At 66.3% G+C, this 12,435-nt stretch carries 8 protein-coding genes and 1 pseudogene; 5 read left to right on the top strand and 4 right to left on the bottom strand.

All coding sequences use genetic code 11. The annotated features are described in order from the left end of the window. Positions 1–19 precede the first annotated feature (19 nt). Positions 20–976 (bottom strand): ABC transporter substrate-binding protein, encoded by a 957-nt coding sequence (locus tag QTI45_RS29360; protein ID WP_286372155.1) that lies wholly within the window; start codon positions 974–976, stop codon positions 20–22. Between the two features lie 223 nt (positions 977–1,199). Between QTI45_RS29360 and recQ the strand changes: the two genes are divergently transcribed. Continuing rightward, complete coding sequence (gene recQ / locus QTI45_RS29355; RefSeq protein ID WP_444813321.1) at positions 1,200–3,230, top strand: DNA helicase RecQ; 2,031 nt, start codon at positions 1,200–1,202, stop codon at positions 3,228–3,230. A gap of 41 nt (positions 3,231–3,271) precedes the next feature. Here the strand turns inward: recQ and QTI45_RS29350 are convergent, their stop codons facing one another. Next, positions 3,272–4,834, bottom strand: a complete 1,563-nt coding sequence (locus QTI45_RS29350) for a S41 family peptidase (protein ID WP_286372156.1) — start codon at positions 4,832–4,834, stop codon at positions 3,272–3,274. A 50-nt stretch (positions 4,835–4,884) separates the two neighbouring features. Further along, on the bottom strand, positions 4,885–7,206 hold the full coding sequence (locus QTI45_RS29345; RefSeq protein ID WP_286372157.1) for an ATP-binding protein: 2,322 nt from the start codon (positions 7,204–7,206) through the stop codon (positions 4,885–4,887). Between QTI45_RS29345 and QTI45_RS29340 the strand changes: the two genes are divergently transcribed. The 3 genes and pseudogenes from QTI45_RS29340 to QTI45_RS29330 all read left to right on the top strand — a co-directional run bounded on the left by QTI45_RS29340 (position 7,156) and on the right by QTI45_RS29330 (position 10,749). Then, entirely contained in the window at positions 7,156–8,526 is a 1,371-nt protein-coding gene (locus QTI45_RS29340) for a threonine ammonia-lyase (RefSeq protein ID WP_444813192.1), read from the top strand. The genes QTI45_RS29345 and QTI45_RS29340 overlap by 51 nt on opposite strands. A gap of 113 nt (positions 8,527–8,639) precedes the next feature. Beyond that, positions 8,640–9,176: a capsular polysaccharide export protein, LipB/KpsS family gene (locus QTI45_RS29335; protein ID WP_286372158.1), complete on the top strand. Its 537-nt coding sequence runs from the start codon at positions 8,640–8,642 to the stop codon at positions 9,174–9,176. A gap of 639 nt (positions 9,177–9,815) precedes the next feature. Beyond that, positions 9,816–10,749: pseudogene (locus QTI45_RS29330) on the top strand (IS481 family transposase). Here QTI45_RS29330 and QTI45_RS29325 read toward each other — a convergent pair. After that, positions 10,750–11,439: a YfbU family protein gene (locus QTI45_RS29325; protein WP_286372159.1), complete on the bottom strand. Its 690-nt coding sequence runs from the start codon at positions 11,437–11,439 to the stop codon at positions 10,750–10,752. It abuts the pseudogene before it with no gap. Positions 11,440–11,727: 288 nt separating this feature from the next. Here QTI45_RS29325 and QTI45_RS29320 point away from each other — a divergent pair, with 288 nt between their 5' ends. Continuing rightward, the gene (locus QTI45_RS29320) at positions 11,728–12,432 is read left to right on the top strand and encodes an NYN domain-containing protein (RefSeq protein ID WP_286372160.1); all 705 of its coding nucleotides are present in this window, start codon (positions 11,728–11,730) and stop codon (positions 12,430–12,432) included. Positions 12,433–12,435: the final 3 nt, after the last annotated feature.

The following is a 12,435-nucleotide window of genomic DNA, read 5'->3' as shown; positions in this document are numbered from 1 at the left end:
CATGGTGATCTCGCTCTGCTTACTTGATGAAGCTGGTGTCGAAGGTCGCGTTCAGGTCGTCCGGCGCCTTGCGGATCACGCCCGACTCCAGCAGGATCACCTGCGCGTCCTTCATGAAGGGCACGAGGTCGTTGGCGAAGAACTTCTGGTTGGCCGCCTTGTCCGACCAGCGCAGGTTGGACGACGACTTGGCGAACTGCTCGCCGGTCTGCTTGACCGCCGCGCCCATGATCTCGTTCGCCTTGGCCGGGTCGGCCTTGATCATCTCGAGCGCCTCGAAGTACGAATTGGTCAGCGCCTGGGCGGCCTTGGCGTTGGCCTTGAGCCAGGTCGGCGCGCAGCCCACGGTGTCCATCACCATCGGGTAGTCGAGCGTGGTGGCGAGGATCTTGCCGGCGGCAGGGTTGGCGCGCACGGTCGACAGATAGGGTTCGTAGGTCATGGCGGCGTCGTTCTGGCCGGCCACGAAGGCCTGTGCGGCGGGCTGCGGCTCGAGCGAGACCAGCTTGACGTCCTTCATGCCCATGCCGTTCTTGCTGAGCATCCAGGCCAGGCCGAAGTACGGCGCGGTGCCCGGGGCGCTGACGCCGATCGACTTGCCCTTGAGGTCGGCGAAGTTCTTGATGTCGTTGCGCACTGCGATGCCGTCGGCGCCGTAGGACTTGTCCATCTGGAAGATCTGCACGATCGGCACGCCGTTGGCGTTCCAGGCGACATGGGTCTCCACCGTGGTGGCCGCGCACTGGATCGCGCCCGAGGCCAGCGCCAGGTGGCGGTCCTTCTGCGGGATCATGCGCAGGTCGACCTCGAGGCCGTTCTTCTTGAAGATGCCGGCCTTGTCGGCCAGCGTCAGCGGCGCGAAGCCCGTCCAGCCGGACATGCCGAGGGTGATCTTGGTTTCCTGGGCGTGGGCGCTCGCCGCGATGCACGCGCCTGCGACTGCCAGCGAGGCGATTCTTGCTACCGTCTTGACCATCAAGGTTCTCCTGTTGCGTTTCAAAGAAGTTCTCGGCTCGCCAGTCCGCGTGAAGTGCGGGATCCAGCACGGCGCCGAGTTTCAATCGCAGCGTTAGTCCTGTATATACAGGTTAACCCGGAACACGGTCCCGGATCAAGTGCTTCTCGCCCTGCGCCGATGCGCGCCAAGGGGTTTTCTGCACCAAAAAGATGTCTATACAGGGAATCTCGCAACGAAACGTATGAGTTGCAAGCGCTGTGCCAGCCCGCGCCGCCGCCTTCGGAGACAATGGCCGTCGCGCGCACGGGAGGTGCGCGCTGCGTCCCGGCAGAACGGCGGCGGCTGGACCGATGGCGGGCTGCGGCGCATTCCCAAAACCAGAGCAATTCCCTTGTCAGCCCAGCCCTCCGAATCCCTCGCCACTGCGCCGGCGCAGATCCTTCACGAGATCTTCGGCTACCCGCAGTTCCGCGGTCCCCAGCAGGCGATCGTCGATCACGTCGTGGCCGGCGGCGATGCGCTGGTGCTGATGCCCACCGGCGGCGGCAAGTCGCTGTGCTACCAGATCCCCGCCATCGCCCGCCAGCGCGCCGGCCATGGCGTGACGGTGGTGGTGTCGCCGCTGATCGCGCTGATGCACGACCAGGTCGGCGCCCTGCACGAGGCCGGCGTCGACGCCGCCTTCCTCAATTCGACGCTCGACTGGGAGCAGACCCAGGAGGTCGAGCGCCGCATGCTGCGCGGCGAGATCACGCTGCTGTATGCGGCGCCCGAGCGCGTCAACACGCCGCGCTTCCTGTCGCAGCTCGATTCGCTCAGGGAGCGCGGCAAGCTGGCGCTGTTCGCGATCGACGAGGCCCATTGCGTGAGCCAGTGGGGCCACGACTTCCGCCCCGAATACCGCGCGCTCACGGTGCTGCACGAGCGCTATGCCGGCGTGCCGCGCATCGCACTCACCGCCACGGCCGATGCCCTCACGCGGGCCGACATCGTCGAGCGCCTGCAGCTCGAGGAGGCGCGCCAGTTCGTCTCCAGCTTCGACCGGCCGAACATCCGCTACACCATCGTCGAGAAGAAGGAAGCCACCACGCAGCTGCTGCGCTTCATCGAGCGCGAGCACGAGGGCGATGCGGGCGTGGTCTATTGCCAGTCGCGCAAGCGGGTCGAGGACGTGGCGCAGACGCTGCGCGACGCCGGCATCAACGCCCTGCCCTATCACGCGGGCCTCGATGCCGCGGTGCGCCAGAAGCACCAGGACCGCTTCCTGCGCGACGAAGGCATCGTGATGGTCGCCACCATCGCCTTCGGCATGGGCATCGACAAGCCCGACGTGCGCTTCGTCGCCCACCTCGACATGCCGAAGAACATCGAGGGCTACTACCAGGAAACCGGCCGCGCCGGCCGCGACGGCGCAGCGGCCGACGCCTGGATGGCCTACGGCCTGCAGGACGTCGTCAACCAGCGCCGCATGATCGACGAAAGCCCCGCCGGCGAGGAGTTCAAGCAGGTGATGCGCGGCAAGCTCGACGCCCTGCTGTCGCTGGCCGAGGCCAGCGATTGCCGGCGCGTGCGGCTGCTGGGCTACTTCGGCGAGCAGAGCTCGGCCTGCGGCAACTGCGACAACTGCATCACGCCGCCGCAGGTATGGGACGGCACCGACGCCGCGCGCAAGCTGCTCTCCACCATCTACCGCGTGCAGCAGCTGAGCGGCATCAGCTTCGGCGCCGGCCACATCATGGACATCCTGCGCGGCAAGACGACCGAGAAGGTCACGCAGTTCGGCCATGCCTCGCTCAGCACCTTCGGCATCGGCGCGGACTTCAGCGAGGCGCAGCTGCGCGGCGTGCTGCGCCAGTTGATCGCCATCGGCGCGCTGGCGGTCGACGCCCAGGCGTACAACACGCTGCAGCTCACCGACGGCTCGCGCGCGGTGCTCAAGGGCGAGGTGCAGGTGATGCTGCGCGAGTCGGTCTCTTCCCCGGCCGATCGCAAGTCACGCCGCGAGAAGACCGCACGCGGCGCACCCTCGCCGGCCGCTGCGGCGCTCGACGCCGTCGGCCAGGCCCGCTTCACGGCGCTCAAGGCCTGGCGCGCCGAAGTCGCGCGCGAGCACAACCTGCCGGCCTACGTGATCTTCCACGACGCCACGCTGGCCGCGATCGCCGAGCGCGGCCCGGCGACGCTCGAAGACCTGCAGGGCATCAGCGGCATCGGCAGCAAGAAGCTCGACGCCTACGGCGACGACGTGCTGCGCGTCTGCAGCGCGTTCTAGCGGCCCCGCAGCGCCTCGCCGCCGGACCGCACCGAACCGCACTAGGGGCGGGCGAGGATGCGGCTCTCCCGCGCCGGCGGACGCAGCAGGTAGCCGATGCCGGCGGCCTCGGCCTTGCCGAGCGCCTGTGCCGACTTGCTCACCGGGGCCGCCGGGCAGGCGCCGGTGCTGCGCAGCGCCAGCGCCGCAGCCAGCCGGGCCTCGGCCGGATCGCCCAGCGCATGATCGAAGTCATCGGCCACCGCGCAGGTCGGCGCGAAGCCATCGCCGTAGTCGCCGAAGCCCAGCTGGTTCACGCCCTGGAACTGGATCGCGAAATAGGTCGTTCCGCAGTTGTCCTGCGGAAAGAATCCGTAGGGCTTGCCGCAGGTGCCGGCGCCGACCAGGTTCACGGTGATGCCGACGCCGCGCAGTCCGTTGACGACCGATTCGCTGGCCGAGCAGGTGTCCGGCCCGGCCAGCACCGTGACGCGCGACAGGCCCAGCTGGGGCAGCGGGTCCCCTGCGGTCGTGGTGTAGCCGCGCGTGGTCCCGTAGAAGGGCAGGTTCATCTCGTTGTTCCTGAGGCCGAACGGGTTCCTGTCGTTGAACTTCAACCGCTCGAACACGGTGCCGTTCGTGGCCTCGGGCGTGGCGACCATGAAGGCCAGCTCGCTCGCCACTTCGAGCAGGCCGCCGCCGTTGTAGCGCATGTCGATCACGAGGTCGCTGACGGACGCCGCCTTGAGCGCATTGACCGCCGCGATCAATGGCCCTTCCGCCGCGCCCACATGGTCGTTGAACAAGAGGTAGCCGACGGCACCGGTGGCCGTGGCGATGGTCTTCACGTTCTGCACCGGCATGCGCGCGACCTGGGTCGAGCTCAGGGTGACGGCGCGCACGCTGCCGTCGCCGGACTGCAGCCTGAAGCTGTGCGTCTGCCCGGCCCGCGTCGGCGCCAGGGCGGCATTGAGTGCGGCGACCTCGGTGCCGGCCACGACATCGATGCCGTCGATCCCGATCAGCTTCAGCCCGCGATCGAGCGCGGCTTGCGCGGCCGGCGAGCCCGGCTCGGTGTAGGCGACGCGAATATCGCGCGGCGGCGCAGCGCTCAGGAAGGCGAATTCGACACCGTAGCCGACCTGGGTGCCGGCCTGCGACTGCTCGCGGTAGGCCGAGGTATCGGCGGCGAAGTGAAAGCGGTCCTTGGGCCGGCCCGACGCGGTCAGCTTCGGTGTCTTGAGCACGTCGAAGTACGCGATCGGGGTGGCGTAGTCGGCAGCCGACAGCACCGGCACTTCGGAGTACCAGAGGTAGGACTCGTCGATCCAGGCCCGGACCCAGTTCTTCTCCGCTGCCACCGAGCCGACCTGGTCGGGGAACGCGGCCCCGGTGTCCGGATCGACGCCCAGGCGCGGCGAAGCGCATCGGCCGGCAAGGCTGGCAGACGAGCCGATCGGCTCGCCCCCAGGCGCCGCGGGCAGCGCCGGCACCGCGCCCAGCGGCAATGCCGCACCACCGCCGCCGCCACCACCCCCGCCGCACGCGGCCAGCACGCACAGCGCCGCCGCAGCCGCAAAGCCCAGGGCGCACCGCGCCGCGCCCTTCTGCCGGACACTCCTCATCGAACGCTCTCCCTCGCGCGCGGCCAGCCGCGCTCTTCTTGTGTGGGTTGTTACTGGACGAAGCCGATGCCGCGCGATTCGCGCACTTCGGGCTTGATCCGGTGCTCTGCTTCGAGCTGATCGAGAAACTCGGCGGCCGAGAACTCGACCGCCAGGATGTCGGTCTGGCGCTTGACGGCAGCGAAGTCCCCCGGACACAACTGCGGCAGCCGTACCAGGCGCTGCGTGATCTCGGGGGTCAGCAAGCCGGCATCGCCGGCCAGCGCCTCTGTGACGAACATCCGCTCGCGCTGCTGCGCGGTCAGCGGCATGAACTTGATCTTGAAGGTGAAGCGGCGCAGCGCCGCCTGGTCGAGCCGGTCGAGCAGGTTGGTGGTGCACACGAAGATGCCGTCGAAACGCTCCATGCCTTGCAGCATCTCGTTGACTTCGGTCACCTCGTAGGTGCGCTGGGCGCCGCGGCGATCCTGCAGGAAGCTGTCGGCCTCGTCGAGCAGCAGCACCGCCTTCTCGGCCTCGGCCTCCTTGAACATGGCCGCCATGTTCTGCTCGGTCTCGCCGACGTACTTGCTCATCAGGTCGCTCGCCTGCTTGACGATCAGCGGTCGGCCGATGGCCTTGGCGATGTGCTCGGCCAGCGCGGTCTTGCCGGTGCCCGGTGCGCCGTAGAAACACAGGGTGCCGTGGCCGCGCGCCTTCAGCGCCTCGACGATGCGCGGGATCTCGAATCGGGTCTCGACATTGAGCATGTCGAGGTCGTAGGTCGTGACGCTGCGGCGTGCGCCCGGGCCGTCGGGCGTGCCGAGCGCGAGATCGGCGTTCTTGAGCTGCCGCTCGATCAGGCTCTCGACCGAGCCGCCCTCGGTCATGGCCAGCTCGGCGAAGCGCACCGCGGTGCGGATCTGCGCCGGCGTCAGGCCCTTGCGCCCGGCCAGCTTGGCGGTGAAGGCCTCCGACACCGAAACGCCTTCGAGCGTCTTGCGCACCAGCTGCTCGCGCGCACCGGGAGGCGGCGACTTGAGTTCGAGGTGATAGGCGAAGCGGCGCCGGAACGCCGGGTCGATCTGCTCGATGCGATTGGTGACCCACAAGGTCGGCACCGCGTTCGATTCGAGAATCTGGTTGACCCAGGCCTTGCCGCTCACGCTGCCGCTGGCGGGCGACGGAATCTGCTCGGCGCGTGCCATCAACTGGGCCGCCTCGGTGCTGATCGGCGGGAACACGTCCTCGACCTCATCGAACAGCAGCGCCGACTGCTCGCTGCCCTTCAGGAACACCTGGGCGATCTGCAGCGAACGATAGCGGTCGCGGCCCGACAGCGAGTTGCCGTCGCGGTCGGCATATTCGACCTCGAACAATTCCAGGCCCGCGGCCTGCGCCACCACCTTGGCGAGTTCGGTCTTGCCGGTGCCGGGCGGGCCGTAGAGCAGCACGTTGACGCCCGGCTCCTTGCGCGCCACCGCCGCACGCAGCAGCGTCACCAGCATCTGGGCATCGTCCTCGACAAAGGAGAAGTCCTGCACCGACAGGTTGCTCTTGGCGGACGGCCGCGTGAAGACGGCCATCAATTCGTTGCGGTCGCGGTACTCGCGCATCAGCACCGGCGGCAGCTTCTCGCTGACCTTCATGAGGTCGGCCAGGTCGGTGATGTTGTGCTCGGAGATCAGGTTCTCGACCAGCCCGATGCGCTCGAGGCGCGAGCCGGCACGCAGCGCCTCGCCGACCTCGCTGGCGTTGACGCCGGCCACCTCGGCGATCGCGGCATAGGCCTCGGGCGCGTTGTTGACCTTGAACTCCACCAGCAGCGAGCGCAGGTCGCGCTGGTAGCGTGCCAGCGTGCCGTAGAGCAGCAGCGCGCGCTCGGCCTTGTTGAGCTGCAGCAGGCCGGCCAGCGCTTCGATGTTCTTCTCGACCAGGGTCGACTGCTTGCGCAGCGCATGGGTGAGCCAGTCGCGCGTGACGGACAGCACCGACAGCAGGTCCTTGGGCTGGTCCTTGGCGTATTCATCCAGGTAGAAGAACAGCGTGCCTTCCTCGTAGGGGCCGCGCCAGATGCCGTGGCGATCGAGCAGCGTGCGGCCATCGAAGTCCTCGACGCCCTTCCAGACCTCGTTGCCGAGACAACGCCGGGCAAGAAACTCGCGCAACCGTTGCAATACCGGCAGCGGCCAGACCAGGTGGCGCCCGGTCAGCGACAGCAGTCCGTTGAGGTCGCGGCGCACGTTGAAGCGCGGGCCCTGCTTGGCCGCCAGCGTCAGCACGAAGTGCGAACACATGAGCTCGAGCACCGGCGCTTCCTTGAGTCCGGGCGATGGCAGTGCATGGCCGCGGGAAGCCGCAGCCATTGCATCGACACCGGAACGCTTGACCATCGGACAACCCCCAGGTATGAGAAGGTGAAACTGGAAGCGACCATAACGCAGAGTTTTGGCTTCGGGAAGCCTGCGGACACGAAATACCTGGATGTTGCAAATCCGTCCACAATCCCGCCGATGATTGGAATCGAAGCTATCGAACGCGCTGCCGAGCGCCTCCGCGGGCAACTGCTGGACACCCCCTGCGTCGAATCGCGCACTCTGTCCGAGATCGTCGGCGCCCAGGTTTTCCTCAAGTTCGAGAACCTGCAGTTCACCGCCTCGTTCAAGGAACGCGGCGCATGTAACAAACTCGTCGATCTTTCCGAGGGCGGCGCCCATGGCGTGATCGCCATGTCGGCCGGCAACCACGCCCAGGGCGTCGCCTACCACGCCCAGCGCCTGGGGCTGCGGGCGACGATCGTCATGCCGCGCTTCACGCCGGGCGTGAAGATCGAACGCACGCGCGGCTTCGGCGCCGAAGTGGTGCTCCACGGCGACACCCTCGATGCCGCCCGCGCGCATGCCCTGGCGCTGGCGGAACGAGAGGGGCTGGCCTTCGTTCACCCTTACGATGACGAGGCGATCATCGCCGGGCAGGGCACGGTGGCGCTCGAGATGCTGGATGCGGTGCCCGACCTCGACGTGCTGGTGGTGTCGGTCGGCGGCGGCGGGCTGATCGCCGGCATGGCGATCGCCGCCAAGGCGCGCAAGCCGGACATTCGCATCGTCGGAGTCCAGACCTCGCGTTTTCCGGCCATGGTGAACGCGGTGCAGGGCACCCACCATCCCCAGGGCACGAGCACGATCGCCGAAGGCATCGCCGTCGGCACGCCGGGCGTGCTGACCCGCGAGATCATCGCCCGCGAAGTCGACGACCTGCTGCTGGTGGACGAAGGCGACATCGAGCAGGCGGTGCTGATGCTGCTCGAGATCGAGAAGACCCTGGTCGAAGGCGCGGGCGCGGCCGGGCTCGCGGCGCTGATCCGGCATCCCGAGCAGTTCCGGGGCCAGCGCGTCGGGCTCGTGCTGTCGGGCGGCAACATCGATCCGCTGCTGCTGGCGGCGATCATCGAGCGCGGCATGGTGCGCGCCGGCCGGCTGGCCCGCGTGCGGGTGAGCGCACGCGACGTGCCCGGCTCGCTGGCCCATATCACGGCCACCGTGGCGGAAGCGGGCGCCAACATCGACGAGGTGCACCACCAGCGCGCCTTCACCATGCTGGCGGCGCAGAACGTGGATGTGGAGCTCGTCCTGCAGACGCGCGGGCGGGAACACCTGGCGGCGGTGCTGGAGGCCTTGCGGGGGGCGGGCTTCGAGGCTGTGGAGCAGCGCTGAGCGCGGCCTTTCGCTTCCATCTGTAGGGCGTTTCTATCTTGGCAGCCGGAACGGGCTGCCTCGCAGGGAGCCCGGCTGTTCGGGGCCGGTTCGGCATTAGCCTCGCGGCCCTCATGATCGAACGCGGCATCCACGCCTTCCGAGGAAAAGGCGTCCTCTTGTTGCAAGGCCCGGTAGGGCCTTTTTTCAGCCGTCTCGCACACGACCTCGAATTGGCGGGGGCCACCGTGTTCAAGGTCAATTTCAATGCCGGGGACTGCCTGTTCTACCGGCGGCCCGCCTTCTCGTTCAAGGGCACGATGGCCGAATGGCCGGCCTGGCTCGAAGCCCTGCTCGAGCGGCTGGACATCGATGTGCTGCTGCTGTTCGGCGACTGCCGGCCGATCCACGCGGCGGCGCGACAAGTGGCGGCGAAGCGCGGGCTGGAAGTCGGCGTGTTCGAGGAAGGCTACGCGACCACCGTCAACGCAGCCCAAGGGGCCACCGTCGATCTGGCCTACGTGCGCGATGCTGTCGGCCTCAAACGCGACCAGGTGGGCGTGATGTTCAGCCGGCACCGCGAGGAATGTCGATCAGACCGTAGAGGTCGATCATCACGAAGATCCACTCCAGCAGCTTTTGAAGCTTGCGCATGGTGTGTCGAGGGTTAGAAGCCCTTCCGGGCAAAAAAAAGCCGGCTGCTCTTGCGAGTCAACCGGCTGGGGCTTGTCGTTGCGGACAAGCATGAAATCAGAAATGAAAAGGCCCGCACATGGCGGGCCAGAGCATTCAGGGCGAGCGAGGCTTAAGCATCAAAGGCCGCCGTCTAGGGCAGATCAACCTCCCATGTTGAAGCTATATCGCAGGGGTCGGTGTATGAAGCGCCGAGTCGGCGCGGAGTTTGGGGCGACAAGCTCAGCAGCTTGTGCGATCCGAATTAGCAAATGTCAGCAGAGGAACTTGGCTGATGGGAGGGACTTAGGCGCACCCAACCCCTCCACCGCCAAAGCCCTCCTTGCAGAGGGCTCGACTTCTGAGCTTTATCGGCAGCACCGCCTCCACATGGACGGGCGACTCCAATGCGTATGCGCTCAGTCGTTGTTTACATGATAGCAGTTGGCTGTATGCAAACCCAGTCCGGAATGTTCGAGAGGTACTGGTTAGGGTGCAGACGTCAATACCGATGCAGGCCCGCACGTGGGCGGGCTTGCTCGGTGGCCCTAATTGTGATGTTTCAATAGGTTGTTCACCCGGACAGGTCTGGGAAACTGGAGTTACCACGCTTCAGGATCACAGAGGAATCCCGCCGGATGAACAGCCATAAGAATGCCAGACTCACCTTCGAAGGGCGAAAGCTGCTGATTGAACGCATAGCGGTCATGGGGCTGATGCCTGCGGCCGAGGCCGCAGGCATCAGCCGCCGAACAGCCAACAAGTGGTGCAATCGCTTTGAACTGCTCGGGTTCGAGGGTTTGATCGATCGGACTTCCCGGCCTGTGCGCACGCGCAGCACTGTCGATGCCGAGTTGGCTCAACGTATCGAACGGCTGCGGCGTAAACGCATGCCCATGCGCCGCATCGCCCAGGTCGTGGGCCGCAGCGTCGCCACCATCAGCCGTGTGCTCGCACAACTGGGCCTGTCGAGCCTCAAGGCGCTCGACCCCAAGGAGCCCGTGGTGCGCTACGAACACGAGGCGCCTGGCGATCTGCTGCACATGGACATGAAAAAGCTCGGGCGTATCGCCGCGCCAGGCCATCGCGTCACGGGAGATCCTCGCGACCACACCCGCGGGGTCGGCTGGGAGGTGGCGCACGTGGCCATCGACGACCACTCGCGCGTGGGATTCGTGCAGATGCACCCGGACGAGAAGAGGCCCTCGGGCCTTCCTGGAGGCCACCGTGGCGCACTACAAGGCCTTGGGCGTGACAATCAAGCGCTTGATCACCGACAACGGCCCAGCCTATCGATCGCAGCTGTTCGCGCGCACCTGCCAAGCCTTGGGCATCAAGCACACGTTCACCCGCCACTATCGACCGCAGACCAACGGCAAGGCAGAACGCTTCATCCAAACTTGCCTACGCGAATGGGCCTATGGACGCATCTGGGCCCACAGCGAAGAGCGAACCACCTGGTTACCCACGTTCTTGGCCTACTACAACGCCCGCCGGCCTCACTCGGCCCTGGGCTACCAGCCGCCAGCATCCCGGCTCGCCGGGAACAACCTATTGCAACTCAACACCTAATCAGCGCTCGACCTTGAGCAACTCGATGATCTGGTCAACACCGAGGTCGCGGCCGAGGCCCAGGGTCGCCCGGATCGGCTCGAACGCCGTGGTCATGCGGCGATAGCGCGCCGCGGTCGGGGCGTGCGAGTTGAAGTCGCGCTTCTTGAAGCGGGAGAAGCGATCCATCTTCTCGACAATGAAGCGGGCGATGCTCATCAACGAGCTCTCGTTGTTGCCGTCGAAGCCCGCGAACTTGGGCAGGTAGCCATGGTTCGCCTCCTTCAGGCGCTCGCTCTCTTCGGGCTTCAGCTTCTCGATGCATCCTTCGATGAAGTCCCACATTTCCAGCGTGTCGACCACCAGATTGACGTCTGCGGGGCGGTCTGCGTGCTTATGGAAGAGACCCTGCATCTCCCACGTCGGAGCCCAGTAGTGACCGCCGTAGATGGTCTCGGCGACCAAATCGACATCCGTTTCGGCGTCCTTGATCTTCAGGTGCTTCATGATGTCTCGCAGCATCATGAAGTTCAGCTTGTCGCCGTCCGTGAGCTGAATGCTCTTGCCCGTCACCGTGCCGAGCCCGATGTCTACTAGCTGGCGAACAGCGTCGGAGCGGGAGCTGGCTTGCCCCGTCTCATTCATCCAGGTGTCGATGCGATCGACGAGTTCGTCGTCGAGTCGCAGTTCAAGTCGTTCGGCTTTTGCCATGGTAAATCCCCGGGTATCCGGTGAAATACCGGACTTACGTACAAATGTACGGTAGTACGGCTATGTTCGTCAAGTGATCGAGGAAGGTGATGGACCGTCCATCACCCCCTATCGGATAGAGCCGGGAAGCAGCCAGCCTCACTCCGGTCGGTTGCTCGGTACCTGGTTTTCAGGTACCATATGCGTCACCACTCCTCCTCTGCCGCGTCATTAAGTTGGCTCCCGGCTTTGGACGAAAAGACCGCCCCAGGGCGGTTTTTTCATGCCCGCTCGCTTTCCAGGACCGCCGTGGAGACCAAGAAAACAGCCGTCTACATCGATGGCTACAACCTCTATTACGGCCGGCTGCGAGGGACCGCGTACAAGTGGCTGGACCTGGTGCGGCTGTTCGAAGACCTCCTGAGGATCCAAGACGGCGTGCCGCCCGTCCAGATGGTCAAGTTCTTCAGCGCTCACGCCCTCGCCCGCTTCGCGTCACACGGGGAGGCATCGATCACCGCGCAGCAGAGCTACCACCGGGCTCTGGAGACGCTCTATCCCGATCGCTTCGCCATCACCCTTGGCACCCACAGCATGGACAGGACAGGCGCACTGTTGCCGGCCGTTCGGCCTGGCGTGCCCTACAACCGAAACGATCGGGTCCGGGTCTGGAAGATCGAAGAGAAGCAGACCGACGTGAACTTGGCCATGGCGATGTACCGCGATGCCGCCAAAGGCCTCTATGACCATGTCGTGCTCTGCTCGAACGACTCGGACGCCGAGCCAGTGCTCAAGGCCCTGCGGGAGGACTTCCCAGATTTACTGATTGGCGTCGTCACCCCGGTACCGCCGCCAGATCCTGCGAAGGGCGCGCCCCGCGGCGTCAGCGCCTCGCTCTCGAAGCATGCGCACTGGACGCGTCGGTACCTGCTCGACGGCGAGCTCGAGGCTGCGCAGCTGCCGCCGCGCGTGCCGACGAAGAAGAAGCCGATCCGCAAGCCCGAGCACTGGTGATCT

The organism is Variovorax saccharolyticus (assembly GCF_030316765.1).
In the GTDB taxonomy this organism is placed as follows: Bacteria; Pseudomonadota; Gammaproteobacteria; order Burkholderiales; family Burkholderiaceae_C; genus Variovorax; species Variovorax saccharolyticus.
This window is presented reverse-complemented; position numbering and strand designations above follow the sequence as displayed.